18 protein-coding genes are annotated in these 18,186 nt (G+C 61.3%); 5 read left to right on the forward strand and 13 right to left on the reverse strand.

From position 1 onward, the window contains the following. The 6 genes from fusA to AC1XOS_RS08430 form a co-directional block, all read right to left on the reverse strand. The coding region (fusA, locus tag AC1XOS_RS08405) for an elongation factor G (RefSeq protein ID WP_481961769.1) at nt 1-1,316 on the reverse strand (1,316 nt) is incomplete at its 3' end. Between the two features lie 109 nt (nt 1,317-1,425). Then, nucleotides 1,426-1,896, reverse strand: a complete 471-nt coding sequence (gene rpsG, locus AC1XOS_RS08410; protein ID WP_481961770.1) for a 30S ribosomal protein S7 — start codon at nt 1,894-1,896, stop codon at nt 1,426-1,428. Then, a complete protein-coding gene (gene rpsL / locus AC1XOS_RS08415; RefSeq protein ID WP_481961771.1) occupies nt 1,897-2,304 on the reverse strand; it encodes a 30S ribosomal protein S12 in 408 nt (135 codons plus the stop codon). Between the two features lie 267 nt (nt 2,305-2,571). Beyond that, entirely contained in the window at nt 2,572-2,877 is a 306-nt protein-coding gene (locus AC1XOS_RS08420; protein ID WP_481961772.1) for a gluconate 2-dehydrogenase subunit 3 family protein, read from the reverse strand. 14 nt (nt 2,878-2,891) lie between these two features. Beyond that, a complete protein-coding gene (locus AC1XOS_RS08425) occupies nt 2,892-3,329 on the reverse strand; it encodes a hypothetical protein (protein ID WP_481961773.1) in 438 nt (145 codons plus the stop codon). A gap of 3 nt (nt 3,330-3,332) precedes the next feature. Further along, nucleotides 3,333-3,770 (reverse strand): hypothetical protein, encoded by a 438-nt coding sequence (locus AC1XOS_RS08430; protein ID WP_481961774.1) that lies wholly within the window; start codon nt 3,768-3,770, stop codon nt 3,333-3,335. A 191-nt stretch (nt 3,771-3,961) separates the two neighbouring features. Between AC1XOS_RS08430 and AC1XOS_RS08435 the strand changes: the two genes are divergently transcribed. Next, nucleotides 3,962-5,575: a PHP domain-containing protein gene (locus tag AC1XOS_RS08435; protein ID WP_481961775.1), complete on the forward strand. Its 1,614-nt coding sequence runs from the start codon at nt 3,962-3,964 to the stop codon at nt 5,573-5,575. A 176-nt stretch (nt 5,576-5,751) separates the two neighbouring features. Here AC1XOS_RS08435 and AC1XOS_RS08440 read toward each other — a convergent pair whose 3' ends face one another. The 5 genes from AC1XOS_RS08440 to AC1XOS_RS08460 are packed head-to-tail and all read right to left on the reverse strand — an operon-like array spanning nt 5,752 to nt 12,312. Beyond that, nucleotides 5,752-6,231: an acyl-CoA thioesterase gene (locus tag AC1XOS_RS08440; RefSeq protein WP_481961776.1), complete on the reverse strand. Its 480-nt coding sequence runs from the start codon at nt 6,229-6,231 to the stop codon at nt 5,752-5,754. A gap of 12 nt (nt 6,232-6,243) precedes the next feature. Then, a complete protein-coding gene (locus AC1XOS_RS08445) occupies nt 6,244-8,910 on the reverse strand; it encodes a bpX6 domain-containing protein (RefSeq protein ID WP_481961777.1) in 2,667 nt (888 codons plus the stop codon). After that, on the reverse strand, nt 8,907-10,676 hold the full coding sequence (locus AC1XOS_RS08450; protein WP_481961778.1) for a WD40 repeat domain-containing protein: 1,770 nt from the start codon (nt 10,674-10,676) through the stop codon (nt 8,907-8,909). Before AC1XOS_RS08450 ends, AC1XOS_RS08445 begins: the two co-directional genes overlap by 4 nt. After that, nucleotides 10,673-11,182 (reverse strand): bpX5 domain-containing protein, encoded by a 510-nt coding sequence (locus AC1XOS_RS08455; protein WP_481961779.1) that lies wholly within the window; start codon nt 11,180-11,182, stop codon nt 10,673-10,675. Before AC1XOS_RS08455 ends, AC1XOS_RS08450 begins: the two co-directional genes overlap by 4 nt. Beyond that, complete coding sequence (locus AC1XOS_RS08460) at nt 11,179-12,312, reverse strand: AAA family ATPase (RefSeq protein WP_481961780.1); 1,134 nt, start codon at nt 12,310-12,312, stop codon at nt 11,179-11,181. Before AC1XOS_RS08460 ends, AC1XOS_RS08455 begins: the two co-directional genes overlap by 4 nt. 118 nt (nt 12,313-12,430) lie before the next feature. Between AC1XOS_RS08460 and AC1XOS_RS08465 the strand changes: the two genes are divergently transcribed. The 4 genes from AC1XOS_RS08465 (at nt 12,431) to AC1XOS_RS08480 (ending at nt 15,828) form a co-directional block, all read left to right on the forward strand. Next, entirely contained in the window at nt 12,431-12,562 is a 132-nt protein-coding gene (locus tag AC1XOS_RS08465) for a hypothetical protein (protein ID WP_481961781.1), read from the forward strand. Nucleotides 12,563-12,607: 45 nt separating this feature from the next. Beyond that, nucleotides 12,608-12,763 (forward strand): hypothetical protein, encoded by a 156-nt coding sequence (locus AC1XOS_RS08470; RefSeq protein ID WP_481961782.1) that lies wholly within the window; start codon nt 12,608-12,610, stop codon nt 12,761-12,763. Between the two features lie 20 nt (nt 12,764-12,783). Further along, nucleotides 12,784-13,350: a hypothetical protein gene (locus AC1XOS_RS08475; protein ID WP_481961783.1), complete on the forward strand. Its 567-nt coding sequence runs from the start codon at nt 12,784-12,786 to the stop codon at nt 13,348-13,350. 174 nt (nt 13,351-13,524) lie between these two features. After that, a complete protein-coding gene (locus AC1XOS_RS08480; protein WP_481961784.1) occupies nt 13,525-15,828 on the forward strand; it encodes a glycosyl hydrolase in 2,304 nt (767 codons plus the stop codon). Between the two features lie 78 nt (nt 15,829-15,906). Here the strand turns inward: AC1XOS_RS08480 and ftsZ are convergent, their stop codons facing one another. Together ftsZ and ftsA are read right to left on the reverse strand one after the other, a co-directional pair. Further along, nucleotides 15,907-17,097 (reverse strand): cell division protein FtsZ, encoded by a 1,191-nt coding sequence (ftsZ, locus tag AC1XOS_RS08485; RefSeq protein ID WP_481961785.1) that lies wholly within the window; start codon nt 17,095-17,097, stop codon nt 15,907-15,909. Between the two features lie 120 nt (nt 17,098-17,217). Continuing rightward, a partial coding sequence (gene ftsA, locus AC1XOS_RS08490; RefSeq protein ID WP_481961786.1) for a cell division protein FtsA occupies nt 17,218-18,186 on the reverse strand: 969 nt, incomplete at its 5' end.

An 18,186-nucleotide genomic window follows, 5' to 3' on the forward strand; every position in this document is an offset into this window, starting at 1 on the left:
TGGTCGGCCTTGGTCTTGGGCTCGATGCTCATCTCGATAACCGGCTCTGGGAAGCTCATGGACTCCAGGATGATCGGCTTCTTCTCATCGGCCAGCGTATCGCCCGTCGTGGTGTCGGAAAGACCCACAGCGGCGGCAATATCGCCCGAGTACACCACATCAATCTCCTCACGCTTGTTGGCGTGCATCTGAAGGATGCGGCTGACGCGCTCTTTCTTGCCCTTGGTGGCGTTGTAGACATAGCTGCCCTTGGTGAGGGTGCCCGAGTACACACGGAAGAACGTCAGGTTTCCGACGTGCGGGTCGTTCATGAGCTTGAAGGCAAGCGCAGAGAACGGCTCGTTGTCGCCCGGCTTGCGCTCGTCGGCCTCCTCGGTGTCCGGGTTGATCCCCGGCACTGCGTCTACGTCTACCGGTGAGGGCAGGTAGTAGATCACCGCATCGAGCATGGACTGGACGCCCTTGTTCTTGAACGCGGAGCCACAGATCATCGGGGTGATCTCCATGGAGAGAGTGCCCTTGCGGATCGCCATACGGATCTCGTCAATGGTCAGCTCTTCGCCTTCCAAGTACTTCTCCATCAGGGTCTCGTCAATGCTGGCGGCTTCTTCGACTAAGAGTGCACGGTACTCGTCCACCTGGTCGCGCATCTCGGCAGGGATCGGAACTTCCAGCGGCTTCTTGCCGAAGTCATCGGAGTAGTTGAAGGCCTTCATCGTGATCAGATCCACGATGCCCTTGAAGTCTGCCTCGGCACCAATCGGGAGCTGAAGCGGCACGGGCTTGGCACCCAGGCGCTCTTTGACTTGGCGAACGACCGTTAAGAAGTCAGCACCGGCGCGGTCCATCTTGTTGACGAACGCAACGCGGGGCACTTTATACTTATTGGCCTGGCGCCAGACGGTCTCGGACTGCGGCTGCACACCACCGACGGCGCAGAACACCGCGACCGCGCCATCTAAGACGCGCATCGAGCGCTCTACTTCAACGGTAAAGTCGACGTGGCCGGGGGTGTCAATGATGTTGATGCGGTGCGTGTTCTTACGTGCGCCATCATCGAACTTCTTCTTGTCCTCTTTTTCGTCGTAGCCGTCCAGACCCCAGAAACAAGTGGTCGCAGCGGAGGTAATCGTGATACCGCGCTCGCGCTCTTGCTCCATCCAGTCCATGGTGGCGGTGCCGTCGTGGACTTCACCGATCTTGTAGTTGACTCCGGTGTAGAGTAGGACACGCTCTGTGGTCGTGGTCTTTCCTGCATCAATGTGTGCAGCAATGCCGATATTTCGCGTATTTTCGAGAGAGTAGTCTCTTGCCATTTTTCCTGTTTCCTTCCGATGTCTGCCCTACTTCGACCCTGAAATCTACCAGACAGCGAAACGCCGCCTGGCCTTTTCGGTCCAGGCGGCGAGGGCTTTGTTAAGCCACCTAGAACCGATAGTGTGAGAATGCCTTGTTGGCCTCAGCCATCTTAAAGCCTTCTTCACGCCGACGAACCGCGCCGCCCTGCTTGTTGGCAGCGTCTAAGATCTCCGCAGAGAGCTTGTCCACCATGCTGCGGCCATTACGGCGGCGAGCGAACGTGATCATCCAGCGGATGCCCACGGCCTCTTTACGCGGCGACTTGACCTCGATAGGCACCTGGTAGGTAGCACCACCGACACGACGAGGCTTGACCTCGACGACAGGCATGACGTTGCGCAGAGCGTCGTTGAAGACCTCGATACCGGGACGACCGGCGCGGGCCTCGACTTTTTCCAGTGCAGAGTAGAAGATCTTCTCTGCGACCGACTTCTTGCCATCGAGCATGAGTCGGTTGATAAAGCGGGAGACCATTACCTGGTGGTAGATGGGATCCGGCGCGATACGGCGGGGGGGGATAGAGCCTTTACGTGGCATTTATTTCTTTCCTTTCGCCGGAGCCGCTGCTGCGCCTGGTTTAGGCCGCTTGGTGCCGTACTTGCTGCGGCTGGACTTGCGGTCCTTGGTGCCCTGTGTATCCAGAGTACCGCGCAGAATATGGTAGCGCACACCGGGTAGGTCTTTGACACGACCGCCGCGGATCATGACGACGGAGTGCTCTTGTAAGTTATGTCCGATGCCCGGCACGTAGGCCGTGACTTCGATTCCGTTGCTGAGACGCACACGGGCGATCTTGCGAAGGGCAGAGTTAGGTTTCTTAGGGGTCATCGTACGGACGACGACACAAACGCCGCGCTTCTGCGGGTTTCCCTTCATGGCGGGCGACTTGCTCTTCTTAATAACGCGCTTTCGTCCCTTGCGCACTAGCTGACTGATGGTTGGCATAAACGGCCTTTAAGCTCCTGATTTTCTTTCACTACTGCCTTAAAGACAGCAGGGGAATGCTTTATTCTGGGGCAAACAAAAACCCCGCGGTTTGGACGGGATCGTCACACGCAGGGCAGGGAAGGGGTTCGATGAAAAACTAGCGCTTGCTTCGTCTTGCCGACTCCAATCCTCCTCCGCCTCTGCGGCACAAAATCTTGTCCTGTCTGACGACGGCCTCACCTGCGCCAGACAACCTGAACAGCATACCGCGCTTTGTTTGGCCTGTCAATCTTTTTCCACAAAGCCAACGGCTTGCTTGCCCATCTCGCTTGTCCAGTACGCCTCTTGAATCGTCTCCACGGCGAGCTTGAAGATCGGGGAGGCGACTAGCTCAGGCAAAAACTCCCTCCCACTCTCTGCCAGCACATCCAAAAACGCGGCGTACTCGGCAGCGCGAGGAGCCAGCTCGCGCTTGAGCAAGTCCTCCACAAACGCCACGGCTCCCGCCTCCGCACCACCCGGCGCATCGTCGGGCGGGACAATCAGATCGGCAAAAGCGGCCAGCGTGGCCCGTTGGGTCTCGGTCAGCATGCACTACTCTTCGCTTAGTCTCGTTCACTCTCCTCCTGCTTTTTGATAAACGACGCAAACCCAAAGAACCAGAGTGTTGTCGCGAATATACTCACAACTTCAATCCACATCGCTTGGTCGTAGTTGTCCCAGCGATAGTAGAGGATGATGCCAAGTATGAGTATCGTAAGAAGCTGGGCAGCATATAACATCCCCCGCGCCAGCCGACGTGCGCGACAGAGGACAAAAAGACCGGCAAGCGCTGCGAGCAGTATTCCGAGCAGAACAGCCCCAAAAACGGCCAATATGGCGATTTGGCCTCGGTATCTGGACCAGTCTTGGTAGTACCGAAGCCAAAAGAACAGAAAACTGATGCTCCCAAAGAGGAGGTTTACCCACCCAAGGACGAGCTCCAGAGGATGAAGGCGTGCTTTCTTGGTTGGCAGCTCGCGCTGTTTTTGTTGCTGTAACATCGGCTACTCTTCCTCCTCATGCCGAAAGCGCCAGAGCCAGCTTGCAATCAGGAGATGAAAGACTCCGATCAGAGCCATCCCTCCAACCCAGACAAGCATGAGGGGATGGAGACGCTGATCGGGAGTCGTCTCAAGCCAAAAGTATGCAGCGCCGCACCACCAGGCAAGCGTGCAGAGAAGCTCTAAGACAGCGGCAGCACGGCGAAGACGGAGCAGCAGGGTGAGGCTGGCTCCCAGATAGCCCAAGGTGGCGAGTGAAAGAGCCGCCGCGATGAGAACATAGGGGAGGCCAAGTGGGAAGGGGAAGTGCCGCAGGTACGGCAGGAGGAGGGTGGCAAAGAAGCCCCCCGGAATCAGATGCACGACCATCAGTCCCCAATCCGCCACGGTAAGGCGGAAACTTCGTGGGGTGGGCTTCTTCTGTTTCTGCTGCACTGCCATGTGGCATTTTACCCCGGATTTTGGGCGTATCATTATCCATGTTGGGCGGCTAAATCGGCCCGCCGGGTACCCTTTGGGTGGTCGGCAAGACCCATGAATGGGCCTCCGGAACCCCCTCCGTTTCCCCTTCCTCCCAGGATTGGGAGGAGGGAAAACGGAGGAGGGAAAACGGAGGAGGGTACAATCCCCCCATGACCAACTACGAGATCGCGCGGCGCTTCGAAGCCATCGCGGATATTTTGGAGATCCAGGGCGAGAATGTCTTCAAAGTGCGCGCCTACCGTGTCGCCGCCGAGACGATTGACGACCTCGAAGACGACCTCGCGACCATCCACGAGCGTGGCAAGCTACGCGAGCTTCCCGGCTTTGGCGAGGCCATCGCCAGCAAGACGGCGGACTTTCTCGCCACGGGAACGACGGCGATCTGGGAGCGCATCAAGGACTCGGTGCCTGTAGGCGTTGTGAAAATGGCGAGTGTCCCTGGTGTCGGCCCGCGCACCGCCAAGGCGCTCTGGGAGGCGCTGGAGGTCACGAGTGTCGAGGCGCTCGAAGCCGCCTGCCGCGAGCAACGCGTCCGAGCCGTCGCCGGGTTCGGCGCGGCCAAGGAGACAAAGTTGCTGGAGAAAATCGAAGCCTGGAAGCGCCTGAACGAGAAGATGCCAAGACGCTGGGCCTTGCCATTGGCCGAAAAGCTGGCGACAGAGCTACGGAAGGTTGAGGGCGTTGAGCGCGTTGAGATCGCCGGAGAGCTACGGCTGGGGCGGGAGTCTATTAACCCGCGAAGAAATAATATTGTTCTCGCGGAAGCATCAACCCCTAGTGCCCAAGCTGCTATTGCAGAGTTCAAGTTGAAAAATCCCCAGTGGATGGAAACTGAGATGCGGCTACAAGTAGCTGAAGGAGAGCATCATGGCTCTAACATCACGGCGAAGGTTTTTACATTGCGTTGTGCTGGCGGGAACGAGTTGGTCGAACAATTTATGAAGGAGCTTAACTGGGAATGGGAAGCAGTTCCCGAAGAACTGTACGACTGGCCCGATGTGATCGAGCTTGCCAAGGCGGGCAAGCTGCCTAAGCTCATCACGGAGGCGGATTTTAAGGGCCAGCTTCACGAGCACACGACCTGGTCGGATGGGACGGCGTCGGTGCGGGAGATGGCGGAGGCGGCGCTGGAGCGGGGCTATGCGTATCTTGCGATCACCGACCACTCGCCGCTGCTGGCGATTGCCAATGGCCTTAGCCGCGAGCGTGTGCTGGCGCAATTGGAGGAGATCGAGAGCCTACGCCCGGAGTTTGCGGCGCGGGGGCTGGCGATTCTTTCCGGGCTGGAGGTGGACATCCTCAAGGACGGGACGCTGGACATGGACGACGAGGTTTTAGAGAAGCTGGATATTGTCGTGGCGAGTGTCCACATGCGCTACAAAGAGGACGAGGCGGCGATGACGGCGCGGATTTGCGCGGCGCTCGCCAGCCCGCACGTGGACATTCTGGGGCACCCGACCGGGCGGATCATGGGCCAGCGCGAGGGGTATGCGCTGGATATTGACGCGGTGATCCAGGCGGCGGCGAAGTACGGGAAAGCGCTGGAGATCAACGCGTCGCCCGAGCGCATGGATCTGTGCGACGAGCACGTGAAGAAAGCGAAGGCGGCGGGCGTGAAGATCGCGATCAACTGCGATGCCCACTCGACAAAATCGCTGGGCAATCTCTCGTGGGGTCTGTGCATCGCCCGCCGCGCGGGGCTGGAAGCAAGTGATGTGCTCAACTGCTGGGACTTGGCGACGCTCCGAGGATGGTTGGGGTAGTCCCGCCCGTTGGAGGGGCGGGACTGGAGCTCCGGCCGATTAGAACGGCCAGACTGGAGAGCCTGCGGCTACGAAGGCCGTTCCGGCCATCCCGAGTTTACTTTGATTGATGGGCGGCACGCCCTTTGTAGCGGAGCCTGCGACGCTATCCAGTCCTGCCGTTCTGATCGGCGGGACTACGGCTTGAGCGGCTGGATTTCGTCGGCGATCTGCTGGCGTAGCTCCATCATGCGGGTGGCGTAGCGCTCTAACGTGCGGTCTTCGTCGGTCTCGGGAGTCCACTTGGGCACGGCGATGGGCTTATTGTTCTCGTCCATTGCCACAAAGACCATGAGGCAGTGCGTGGTGAGGGAGACGCTACCTGAGCGTGGGTCGCCTGCCGAGACATCCACGGCGAGGTGCATGCTGGTGCGGCCCGTGTAGATCACCTTGGCGGCCACTTCCACCACGTGGCCAATCATAATCGGGCGCTCGAAGCGGATGCCGCCGACATAGACCGTGACGCAGTAGTGGGCGCTCCAGCCCACGGCGCAGGCATAGCCCGCCTGGTCAATCCACTTCATCACCGCGCCGCCGTGGACTTTTCCGCCGAAGTTCACATCGGTGGGCTCCGCCAGAAAGCGGAGCGTGATTTGCCGTTGAGGTGTCATAGACATAACAGGCGCAGTTTACAGCCGAACCCGCAGATCGCGCACGAGCTGGCCGGTGACGGGATGGATCACGAGAATACGTCCCTGAGAGTCGGCGAGGGTGAGGGCCTCAGGCGTGGCGCGTAGCCGCACGCGCTCTGCCCCGGAGAGCCGGAGCTGGAGGACGGGGCCACGCAGGCCCTTGGCAGTGCTAAAGCACACCAGTGCCGTGATGCCAAGAGGGTCACGCAGCGCACTCAGTGTCAGCTCATTGACCCCGAGGCGCATGGCGGCCAGCCCCGCAGGCGTGTCTCCGGGTTCCCCAATCACACAGCTGCGGTGGAGCGGCCCCGTCTGGCCATAGAGCACCACGGCAGGCTCGCCAAAGAGGCTCAGCTCTTCGTCATCGTCGGTCTGGAGCCAGTAGACACTCTGGTCGGTGAGCTCAAATGTTCCTCCGGAGAACGGAATCTCCTGGCGGCGCGTGGGCGCTGCCTCGGTCCAGAGCACAAAACGACCATCGTCTAGGCTCAGAACCCCGCTGCCGGGGCTGAGGGCAAGAGTCGGCTCTTTGGTCTCGGTGATCGTGAGCGCTTTTGGCGTGGGAGAGAGCGTGTCGAGCGTCAGAAGCTGGCCATTGCGTGCGACCCGCCAAGTGCCCTCACTGAGTGCCGTCTCCCAGCAGAGCAGCGAGAGCTCGCCCCAGTCGGTGGTTTTTCGGGTTCCTAGGTCCAGCACATGCACCCTCTGGCTATCGTCGCGGTGGGCCAGCGCAATCGCCCGTGCGCCGGTCTTGCCGATGACCAGAGAGGTCGCTGGGAGCTCGAAGCGATGGAGAATGCGCCCATCATGACTGAGCAGCAAGACCCCCGCCTCGCCTAATGCTGCCAGCGTCCGTCCGTCCGGGAGATACGCCGCGTCCACAATCGGGACAGTGCCCGTATCGCCGCCCTCAATTCGGATCTCCAGCGGCTCGGTGCGGTCGAAAAGTGCAGGCTGAGGCTTGGGAGTCAGTGCGGGAAGATCCGCCTCTAGCGCAGGGAGCTTTGCAGCTCTAGCCCAGCGGGTCGCTACGTCGGGCTTGAGGAGATTTGTTGCACCTGAACCCTGATCCGCGAGGACAGCCCGGAGCCCAGCACGGAATAGTGGTAAGAGTTCGGGACGATCCTTGCCTTCTAAGAAGAGCGGCCCAAGTAAGTAGGTACGCTCTGAAACGGCGCGTGGATCGGCAACAACGGCACTTGCCTTCTCCCGCCAAGGCGCGGACTCGTTTTCGTTCTCGCTCCAGATCAGAAGGCGTGCCAGGAGCTGCGCTCCGCCCACCCCTCCCAGCTCGGCTCCCCGTTCTGCCCAGCGCTTTGCCAGCGGGCGGGCGGTTTCGACGTTCTCAATCGTGGAGACCGCGCGAGCATAGTCGCCCCACTCGGCGTGGAGCTGTGCCCACTCTACTCTGAGGGTCTCCGCGGCGGCGGTGTGCTGGCTGCGCTCCAGACGGAAGATCGCATCGGAGAAGCACTGTGAGCGGCGGGCAATGGCGATGGCGCGCTCTTTCTCCCCGGCCAGCCACCACTGCCGGACGATCAGCGCGGGTGGGAGATTACGTGCCTCGGCCATCTCCGCGGCGAGGCGGAGCTTCCCGTGGCGCTCCAGAAACGAGACCGCTTCTTCGTCCTCACGGAGCAGCTCAGCCAGTACATAGGCGGCTTCCTCAAAGCGTCCCTCATTTTTTAGCCTCTCGACAGCCTCGCGGTAAAGCTGCTTGAAGCCCCCGTGTAGGCCATCCCAGGGAAGCGCGGAGCTGGCCTGAGTGGGCGTCGGGCTAATCACCAGCTGATCGCGTGGCTTGAGAAAGGCAAAACCGGCAGGGGTATCGTCGCTCTCGCCCGGCTTGCCCAGCGGGATCGCGTGCTGGAGCGCCTCCTGCCACTGGCCTTTCTCAAAAAGCTCCAGCATCTTCTGAAGAAACTCCGCGTTCTGGCGGGAGATGGCCTCTAATTGACCCGGCGAGAAGACCTGCTCCTGGATCGTACTGCGGAGCCTATCGGTCGTGCTGGCGCTTCCCGAGGACGGCGTGGTGGGGCGTAAAAAGTCGAGGAGCACCCGGCCCCAGCGCTCCAGCAAAGAGAAAGAGCTTGGTGTGCTCGTTGTCTTTTGTATCGTTGTGGGAGCCTGGTTGAGCGAGCGCAGGAGCGCGGCGCGGGCGGCAGCGGTGGCGGGGTTGGTCGGGACGATCTGCAGCGTCTTGAGCGGTGCCAGCACCTCACCAATTGGGGCCTCGACAGTGGGCACAGGCTCGATGAGAGGCTTCGTGGGCACAAAGGCGATGCTCTCCAGCGCCAGCCAGTCCGCAGGCTCGATGGCCGTCAGCTCCGCCAGCGAGAGAGCCATGATGTGCCCCCGCTGGGCGTAGATCAGGCTCTCGGGCGCGGGGCGTAGCTCATCCCACTCGGCTTTCGTGAGCGGAAGGGCAAGCAAGTGACCTCGCTCACGCACCAGAGGCAGGCCCGGCGCGGCCTTTGCTGCCAGGGTTTGTGGCTTGGTGAGCACCATGAGCAGTGCCCCGTCTTCCGTCTGCCAGACCCGCACGCCTGGCTCCCAGAGCGCCAGAATACGCTTTTGCGCTTCGTCCTTGCGGAGTAGTGCGGGATCAAAGAGAAACGCCGCCGCAGGAACGGTTCCGCGATGGAGAAGCTTCTGTGGGATCATGCACTCTCCTCGAACGTCTCGCGCGGCGCATGGAACTGGCAGCGGCGCGCGTTGGTCTCTAAGTCCCAGATCATGAGATCGCCACTCTCGCGCAGGCAGGCCACGAGCGGCAGATCGGGCGAGACGGAGGCGCTCACAATCTTCCCCCCGATTCCCGTGATTGTTTTCGTGCTTCCCAGCCCCACCAAACGCACGATCCGCCCTGCCTCGCTGAGCGTCACCAACCGCACCTGGCCCCCAAAGTACGTCGCCCCCAGGATCGTGTCATCAGGGTCAAGCGCCGGGAACGCAATATCTTTGCTCTCCAGCGGCAAGTACCACCGCCCATCTTCACGCTTCACCACCACAGATTCCTTCGGCGATGGTCCGGCGAAGAGTAGGGCTTGTTTGGGATCGCCAAGGCGGACACTGGTTTTATCGTGGGAGCCGATCAGCGAGCCGCCGTCGAATAAACCTGCGAAAAACGCGCCATCGAAGGCTGGAAGATAGGTTGCACGAGTGGGAGTCCAATTCTGTGCCTCGTTGTTTTTGGTGCGACTCAGTATCAGCGATTTACCAAGTATTTCAAACCAGAGGATAAGCTGGCCTTGGCTTTTATCCTGAAGCCATAGCGTTGCCGAGGTCAGCTCTGATCCTGCATCGTCCAGAAGACGTATGGAATCTTCATTGAGCGGAATTTTGCCTATTGGGAGTGAGGGCATATTCCCTTTGATAAGCCGGATTTCAAGCTGATCGCCGCTCTTGGCAACACAGAAGATCGCATTGTTATGTCCCCCAATCGCACGGATTTTTCCATAGTGTTGCTGGTAGAGCTTGGCGGGGCCGAGGGATGCGCCTTGCTTGGTGGGAATAGGGAAGACTAGCACGCCCGTATCAGCGCTGTCTCGGGCGGCGACGAACTTTCCGCCGGGGAGCCAGACCAGTGCGCCGACGGCTTGCCGGGGCGATACCCGCGCCTTGCCGGGCTTGTCTCCGATTGGGGTGAATGGGTCGCGGAGCAGGCGGACCTGGGTGTCGGGGGGCGGAAGCGCAAGCTGGAGCTTCTTGCCCGACGGACGAAGCGTGAGGTTCAGCGCCTCGCCCTTTTCAGAGCTTTCTGTCTCCTGCGTGCTCATCAGGTGCACGCCACGCGCCATCGGGACATCGAGCCAGCGCGGGCCGCCCAAGAGCCACAGCTCCTCGGGGGAGCCCAGCGCCGACTCCGCGAACTTGCGCCAGTCGTAGAGCTGGCGTGGCGTGGCCTGAACCGTCGTGCGCGCCCAGAGAAACGCCCGAACCGTCGCCTCATCGAAGCCGGTGTGCAGGACGCTCTCTTTGGGCGCGCTGTCTAAGCTCGCCCACTGAAGTGTCGCGCCCGCCGCTCCTGCCCGCTGAGCCAGCACGATCCACGCCGCGAGCTGTGCAATTCGAGGAGCCCCGAGCTGCTCTGGGCCGCAGTCAAAGAGAATCAAGCAGCGGCGCTCGTGGGCATTGGCCTTGCGCTCGGGCTCCAGAAAAGAGAGCTCTCCCTGGCTCAGGCGGCGCAGAAACTCCTCGGGAGCCGTATCTAGCAGGCCCCATTCGGTGGTGAGCAGGTGCTCCAGCTTTCCCCGGCGCGTGATTCCTGCGTAGCCATCGGGCTCGTCGCCGCCCTTGCGCGTCTCGCCTCCTAGCGGCCCAAACGCCGCCGCAAGACGAAGGAGTAAAGGGCCGAGGGCGCTTGCTAAGATGGGATTGAGCACCGCGAGCGGCTCCGCCCAGCGAGCCAGAGCAGGAGGGAGGCTCATCTAGCCCCCTGGCCCCCACGAAGGGGGGAAGCATCGGTGAGCGAGAAGCAGCAGTCGGGCAAGAGCGCCAGGGGAGGACGAAGCTCCGGGAAGCGGCGTGTGAGAGCTGCAAGCACTAAAGCCGGAGGAAGCGTGGGGCGCTTTGTCGTCGGCAGAAACAGTGTGGGGACGCTCGGATCGGGGGCGAGATAGATCACGCCAGGGCTCCACGGTAGCCAGTCGTGCGGGCCGAGGAGTGCGAGAAGACTCTCGCCCGTTTCCCCCCTAACCCCCGCCCGGCGGGGGGACAATGAGGAATCCGATTCTTTGTATTCCCCCCCACCCAGAGGGTACCCGGCGGGGGTTAGGGGGGAGGAAATCACCCCAAGCAAGTGTTTGGTGACGCTCGCCTCCAGCCGGGACAGGCGCTCAGCGAGGAGCGTCGCATCGGGGCCAAGGGCGACAAGGCCTGCGGGGGCGAGGGGGGGCTCGCGATCCGTCCACTCCAACCCAAGAGAGCCGCTCACACGCGGACCCACTCGATGAGCTTCTGGCGCAGCGGGGTGAGCTCTTCTGGGAGGCGCTCCGGAGCAAAGCCTGCGTCTATCTCGCGCAGTGCCCCTTCGAGGCGTAGCTTCCAAGCCGCAAGAGCGGCGGGCTCAGCAGGCGGAGCGGCGAGGAGCTTGCGAATGCCACCCGAGAGCCGCTGGGCGCGGGCGAGCGGCCCTAGCGATGCCTCTTCCGCGGCGTAGGGAAGCGCCACGTTCTCAGCGGTGGCCAGTAGGGGACGGAGCGCCTCTCGGGCGAGCGCTTGCTCGTCGCGGGTGGGCACGGCGTAGATCAGGGGCCAGAGATCGGCGGGTGTGGCCTCGGTACGCCCTGCGAGCGTTGTGGCGGCGGCGATCAGGCGCTGGGTGCGCACCGCCCGGCGGTCGCTGAGGGTGATGCCCGCCTGACGGAGCATGCGAAGCGCTTGGGCCAGTTTCGGGCGAATGGTCGCAAGGTCCACGGTCTTGCTGGCTGCACTCAGCGAGTCCAAATCGGTCAGTGAGGCAAGGGGCTCGGTCGCAAAGCTCTGCTTCATCCAGCCCTGCTCCAGCAAGTCCTCCAAGAGCGGGTCGGCGACGGGCTCCAGAAAGAGTCGCACCAGAAACCGATCGGCAAACGCCGCCAGCGCGCCTTCGTCGGGGAGGGCATTGGAGGCCCCGATACACAGCCGCAGTGGCACCGCGAGCTGCGTGCTCCCGCGCCGAAACGTCCGCTCGTTGAGAATGCCAAGAAGCGTGTTGAGGATCGCGGTCGAGCCTAAGAAAATCTCATCCAGAAACGCCAGCTCGGCCTCGGGGAGCATTCCGCTGGTCTCGGTCTCGACAATACCCTCGCGTAGTCGCCGCAGATCAATGGGGCCGAAAAGCTCGCTGGGTTCAGTGAAGCGCCCGAGCAAGTACTCAAAGTAGCTCCCCCCGAGTGTCTTGGCCATGCGCCGCGCCGCCTCAGACTTTGCCGTTCCCGGTGGCCCGATGAGCAGCAAGTGCTCCCCCGCCACCGCGCACAGCGCAATCGCCTCCGCGACCGCCTCACGCTCAATCAGCCCACTGGATGCACTCTCCACCGCCGCCCGAAGCCGCGCTGCTGCTTCCCACTGTGTTGTCTCCATAACTGGCGGTATAATTCGCCGTGCGTATCATCATTGACCTCCCTCCTGAGCAAGCAATTCGCGCCCAAGTCCTACCTGCTCGATACCCGTCCCGAGATTCCGGCCGATACTTATGGGTATGAACAAGCTAACGAAAGTGATGGAGAGTTTTCTGGGCCGGAAGAAGAGCTCGGCTGACCAGGCAAAAGAGCGTTTGAAGGCGCTCCAAGAGGCGGAGAAAGCGAAGCCCGAGCTGAAAAAAGCAGCCTGACGGACAATTATTGCATTGTGCGTCGAATTCGGGTACACCGTAAACATGAAACGCGCATTTCTCTGGCTGGTTTTGCTGGCTCTCGTGGCGGGTTGTGGCGCGGGTGGGGGAACACTGCTCCCCAAGGACCCCGGCCCAGTGACCATTCGCTCGACACCCTCACCCTCTAATGGCATTGGAGTGCCCCCTCCTCCTCCCTAGCCCTGATTTTTATGGCGATCATGGCTCTGCCCGAACTCGATACCCCGCGCACCGTCGGCCCCTTTCTGGTCGAGCGCCAGCGCGAGCAGCTCACGGTGACCCTCCAGCACCAGGGGAGCTTCACCTGGTACGCGCTTGCCTTTTTTGCTTTCATGGCCAGCAGTGTTCTCATACTGGGGCTGATCTCCACCCAGGGCGCGGCACAGTGGGGCGTGGTCTCTGTCACCGACTTCTTCGCCCCCAAGAAAAACCACTTCGGCTTTCTCTGGATGCTCTGCACCATCGGGCTACTTGTCGGCTTCCCGCTGTATCTATGCCGCGCCTACAAGGCCCCGATCACGTTTCTCTTCAACGCCCGCAATGGCACGATCTTTCGCAACAACGAGCTCGTCACCCGCTTCCGCCGCGTGGAGGCCATTCGCGTCCACGAGCGCAAAGACGCCGCCGGACGCTATCTCTACGCCCTGAGCCTTCTCCACACCGACGGCCACGAGCAGCCCATCTACGAAGTCTACGAAGAGCGCGACGCCCTCACCCTCGCCAACGAGATCGCCACCTACGTCAAGCGCCCCGTGACGTTTAAGTAGCGCCCTCGGATACCCTCCTCCCCCGCCCCTCCTCCCAAACTTGGGAGGAAGGGGAAAGGAGGGGAGATTATGCAGAGGCGCTGTAATAGAGAGACTCCCCTCCCCCAACCTGCCTCCGCAGGATTGGCACCCAGAGGGTACCCGGGGGCAGGGGGAGGAGGGTACAATTCTCTCATGATAACAAAAGAGAGTGTAGAGCCAAGCCTCTGGCCGCCGATGACCCACGAGACGCGCCCTTGGGCCTACTGGTGGTGGATGGGCAGCGCCGTCGACGAAGAGAACCTGACCCATGAGCTGACGCGCTACAAAGACGCGGGGATGGGGGGCGTGCACATCATTCCCATCTACGGCGCGAAGGGCTTTGAGAAGCGCTTTGTGCAATATCTCAGCCCGCGCTGGCTGGCCTTGCTCAAGCACACCCTCTTCGAGGCTGAGCGACTGGGGCTGGGGATTGACATGTCCGTGGGCTGTGGCTGGTGTCTGGGTGGCCCCAACGTGCGCGATGAAGACGCCAACCAGACATTAGTCATTCGCCCCGATGGCACGCTGACGAGCAAGCCGAGTGGTCAGAAAGTCAAGCGAGCAGGCCCAGGCGGCGAGGGCTGGATGCTCAACCCGGCATCGGAGCGGGCGCACCGTCGGTTTATGGAGCGCTTCACCCGCGCCTTCTCGGGCTGGAAAGGGCCACTGCCCCGTGCTATTTATCAAGACAGCTACGAGTACAACAACGACTGGGCTCCCGAGCTCTTAGAGGCGTTTGAGAAGAAGCACGGCTACAAGCTGCAAGACCACGTCGAGGCATTTAAGGCCAGTGATGAGGCAGCAAGGCGCATCTTGGCCGACTACCGCGAGACACACTCGGACTTAATGATCGAGCGTGCCCAGCCGGTCTGGATGGCGTGGGGCAAGCGGCGCGGGATGCTCTCGCGCTACGAAGCCCATGGTGCGCCGGGGAACTTACTGGATCTCTACGCGCTGGCCGATATCCCCGAGACCGAGATGTTCCACGACGATCGCAGCATTCTCGTCAGCAAGTTTGCCTCGTCGGCGGCGTATGTGACCGGCAAGAAGCTGGCCTCAGCGGAGACGGGCACCTGGCTCAAAGAGCACTTCACCGAGACACTGGGCGACCTTAAAGTGCTGGTGGACGAGATGTTTCTCTCGGGGATCAACCATATCTTCTGGCATGGGACGATCTACTCACCCGATGACGCCACATGGCCAGGCTGGGTGTTCTACGCCTCGACGCAGATGAACCCGCGCAACCCGATCTGGCGGCATGCCAAAACGCTCCACGACTACATCACGCGCTGCCAGTCGTTCTTGCAAGCCGGGGAGCCGGGCAGCGATGTCTTGCTCTACTGGCCCTACCACGATCTCCTCCACTCTCAAAAAGGCCGTATCGAGAAGCTCACGGTGCATCAGCGCGGCTGGCTGGAGAAGCAGAGCCTTGGCCCCCTGGCACAAGAGCTCTTTGACCGGGGCTGGCAGTTTGACTTCGTCTCGGATCGCATGCTCGCCAAGAAGCTCCCCGAGCGCTACAAAGCCGTGGTCGTGCCCAAGACAGTGCACATCCCACCCGAGACGCTGGCACGCCTCAAAAAGCTACGCATTCCCGTCTTCTTCCTAGACGCACTCCCCACCGATGTTCCCGGCTTCGGCAGGCTCCCCGAGCGCCGTGCCAAACTGGAAACCATAAAGCGCGGCCTGCGCCCTACGCCGCAACGAGAGCTGGAAGCCGCCCTCACCCAAGCCGGAGCAAAGCGCGAGACGCTTGCGGATCTGGGCCTGAGCCTCCTACGGCGGACGCTAAACGGAGAGACCGTACGCTTCGTCGTCAATCCGACGCAGAAGCCTATTACACTCCCCAGCACCACCGGGCGCTGCCTGAGTCCTCTCACCGGCGATGAGGCAGGGCGCGAGCTCCCGCCCAATGGCTCTGTGATCCTCATCACCGGCTCTTCTATAGATTCCCCCGCTCGGCGGGGGCTAGGGGGGAAGAACTTGGTGGGCTGGGAAGTGAGCTTTTTGACGGGTGGCCCAAGCCTGCCGCCGCCGTTTTCGTGCGAAAAGCTGGGCTCATGGACCGAGCAGGGGGCAGCGTACGAGGCGTTTTCTGGGACGGCGCGCTACACCACGGTCTTTGATGCGAAGCCGGGGCGCTATATGCTGGATCTAGGACGTATCTGCGAGAGTGCCTCGGTGCGGCTCAATGGGGAAGAGCAGGGGACGCTGATCCTGGCTCCGTTCATGCTAGAGCTAACGGTTACCAAACCCACGGGCAATGTGCTAGAGATCGAAGTGGCAAACCTTGCTGCAAACCGCATCCGCGACCTAGATAAGCGCGGCGTGGTCTGGCAGAACTTCTACGACATCAACTTTGTGAACCTAGCCTACAAGCACTTCGATGCCAGTTCGTGGCCGGTGGCACCTAGTGGGCTCCTTGGGCCGGTCGTTCTGAATCCGCTGAGCCCCTAGAAACCAAAAAGCCTCTCCTCGCTTCTTCTTAAAGAAACGGGGAGAGGCAGAGTGGCCGGGAAAACACCGAGAGAGTGCCTAGCGGCGGCGAAGGAATGTTGGAATGTCTAGCATGTCCGTCGCCGTTGCCGTTGTGGCTTTTTGCTTCTCTTCGACAACACCGGTCGCGGTCGTTGTTGAGCCGGTAGCAGAGCCCGTGCTCGTCTCCAAAGCGGGCTCCGTGGAGGCTCCGCGTGAGAAGATCGTGTCCATCCGGGTCGCGCTTGGGGGGGTGGGGGTCATGGTCGCTGCGGGAATACTGGCCTTCTTGGAGCTGCCCGTGTTCTGGAAGCCCGTCGCCAGAACCGTGATCCGCACCGCACCCTGGAGTCGTGCATCTACGACGGTACCAAAGATGATATTGGCATCCTCAGCATCGGTTTTCTCACGGATCAGATCGGCGGCTTCGTAGACCTCGGCGAGGGTTAGATCTGGCCCTGCGGTGATATTGACAAGAACGGCGCGTGCACCCGAGATCTCGGTCTCCAGAAGCGGGGAGTTCACGGCGGCTTGCGCTGCCTCGATAGCCCGGTGATCGCCCTCGGCAAAGCCGATTCCCATCAGCGCCGTGCCTGCATCGCGCATGACAGCTTTCACATCGGCAAAGTCCACGTTGATGAGTCCGGGGATGGTGATGATATCGGAGATACCCGCCACGCCTTGACGCAGAACTTCATCCGCCTCTTTGAATGCTTCGACAAGGGTGGCACGCTTCTCGACCACATTGAGCAGTCGGTCGTTGGGGATGACGATCACGGTGTCCACATGGGCCTTGAGTCGGTCAATGCCCTCTTCGCTGAGCCGGGCGCGACGTGGCCCCTCAAAGCGGAAAGGCTTGGTGACCACGGCCACCGTCAGAATGCCCATGTCTCGGGCGACTTCAGCGATCACCGCAGCAGCACCCGTTCCGGTTCCACCTCCCATACCCGCTGTGATAAAGACCATGTCGGCCCCATCAAGCGCCTTCTGAATCTCAGACTTGCTCTCTTCAGCGCTGGCCCGTCCGATCTCCGGATCACCGCCTGCACCGAGGCCATTGGTTAGGCGAACACCCAGCTGCATGGTGTTCTCTGCCGCCGTTGTCTTGAGTACCTGAATATCGGTATTCATCACCCAGAACTCGACTCCCGCCAGCCCTGCCTCAATCATGCGGTTGACGGCGTTTTGACCGCCCCCACCGACCCCAATTACCTTGATCCGCGCAAACGGGTCTAATGTTGCACTACTCATCCCGCTACCACGTCCTTCCATGAATTGCCTCTCGACTATTTCCCAGTCTGCTTTTATGTAAACTGTTTGTTAAGTTTCGTTTCATATCACAGATCTCCTACGAAACTTATGTTTGTTTAATTAAAAATTATGTCCTAGCCCTTTGTGAGCGAGGAGCGCTCGGAAGCGCTCTAGAACTCCTTGGGGACGGAGTCGCCTAACAGGCTTGATCCGTTTTGCTCCCCATTGTACCAGCCCGAACGCTGTCGCATAGCTTGGCGTCGTCAGGCCCGCTGCCTGCGCACTTGTGGTTCGCACACAGCCTACTCGCACCGGCATTCCGAGAAGCTGTTCGGTGAGCTCCGCAAGCCCGGGGAGGAGCGCTCCTCCCCCGCACAGCACGACTCCTGCCGGGAGTGAGTCGAATAAATTGCTCCGCAGAAGCTCTTTTTTGACCAGCTGCATCTGCTCGGTGCAGCGTGCCTCGATTACCTCTGCTAGCTCCCGCCGCGCTGCCCGACCCTGACCGGCCTCTTCACTACCCAGCAGCGCATAGGGCAGTGACTCCTCCTCCGATAGTGTCCCCGGTTGTGCACAGCCTGCCGCGCACTTGATCCGCTCCGCTTCCTCCAGCGATGTCCGTAGAAACGCCGCCACATCGCGGGTGACGAGCGTTCCCCCGACGGGTACCACGGCGGAGTGGCAGATCTCGCCCTGCCGGAACAGCGCGATATCGGTTGTGCCACCCCCAATGTCCAAAAGCGCCACACCCAGCTCACGCTCGGCGGGCAATAAAACCGCTTCCCCGGAGGCCATGGGCTCTAAAATCAGCTCTTCAATCGTCAGTCCTGTCTTTTCCACACAGGCCGAGACATTGCGCAGAAGTGCCGCGGCACCGGTGACAATATGCGTGTCCACCTCTAGGCGCGTTCCGCACATCCCGACGGGGTTTTTAATCCCTTCCTGACCATCCAAGGTGAAGTAGCGCGGCAAGACATGCACGATCTCCCGGTCGGGGGGCAAGACGATCAGGCGCGCACTCTCCAGAACCCGCTCCACATCGGCCCGACGAACCTCACGGTCCGGGCTGAGCACGGCGGCAACCCCACG

The organism is Armatimonas sp. (assembly GCF_964826245.1).

What these genes read in the sequence shown, in the direction of transcription:
- rpsG (WP_481961770.1), bottom strand. Translation starts at nt 1,896, where the DNA reads ATGCCACGTAAAGGCTCTATCCCCCCCCGCCGTATCGCGCCGGATCCC.
- rpsL (WP_481961771.1), bottom strand. Translation starts at nt 2,304, where the DNA reads ATGCCAACCATCAGTCAGCTAGTGCGCAAGGGACGAAAGCGCGTTATT.
- AC1XOS_RS08420 (WP_481961772.1), bottom strand. Translation starts at nt 2,877, where the DNA reads ATGCTGACCGAGACCCAACGGGCCACGCTGGCCGCTTTTGCCGATCTG.
- AC1XOS_RS08425 (WP_481961773.1), bottom strand. Translation starts at nt 3,329, where the DNA reads ATGTTACAGCAACAAAAACAGCGCGAGCTGCCAACCAAGAAAGCACGC.
- AC1XOS_RS08430 (WP_481961774.1), bottom strand. Translation starts at nt 3,770, where the DNA reads ATGGCAGTGCAGCAGAAACAGAAGAAGCCCACCCCACGAAGTTTCCGC.
- AC1XOS_RS08435 (WP_481961775.1), top strand. Translation starts at nt 3,962, where the DNA reads ATGACCAACTACGAGATCGCGCGGCGCTTCGAAGCCATCGCGGATATT.
- AC1XOS_RS08440 (WP_481961776.1), bottom strand. Translation starts at nt 6,231, where the DNA reads ATGTCTATGACACCTCAACGGCAAATCACGCTCCGCTTTCTGGCGGAG.
- AC1XOS_RS08445 (WP_481961777.1), bottom strand. Translation starts at nt 8,910, where the DNA reads ATGATCCCACAGAAGCTTCTCCATCGCGGAACCGTTCCTGCGGCGGCG.
- AC1XOS_RS08450 (WP_481961778.1), bottom strand. Translation starts at nt 10,676, where the DNA reads ATGAGCCTCCCTCCTGCTCTGGCTCGCTGGGCGGAGCCGCTCGCGGTG.
- AC1XOS_RS08460 (WP_481961780.1), bottom strand. Translation starts at nt 12,312, where the DNA reads ATGGAGACAACACAGTGGGAAGCAGCAGCGCGGCTTCGGGCGGCGGTG.
- AC1XOS_RS08465 (WP_481961781.1), top strand. Translation starts at nt 12,431, where the DNA reads ATGAACAAGCTAACGAAAGTGATGGAGAGTTTTCTGGGCCGGAAGAAG.
- AC1XOS_RS08470 (WP_481961782.1), top strand. Translation starts at nt 12,608, where the DNA reads ATGAAACGCGCATTTCTCTGGCTGGTTTTGCTGGCTCTCGTGGCGGGT.
- AC1XOS_RS08475 (WP_481961783.1), top strand. Translation starts at nt 12,784, where the DNA reads ATGGCTCTGCCCGAACTCGATACCCCGCGCACCGTCGGCCCCTTTCTG.
- AC1XOS_RS08480 (WP_481961784.1), top strand. Translation starts at nt 13,525, where the DNA reads ATGATAACAAAAGAGAGTGTAGAGCCAAGCCTCTGGCCGCCGATGACC.
- ftsZ (WP_481961785.1), bottom strand. Translation starts at nt 17,097, where the DNA reads ATGAGTAGTGCAACATTAGACCCGTTTGCGCGGATCAAGGTAATTGGG.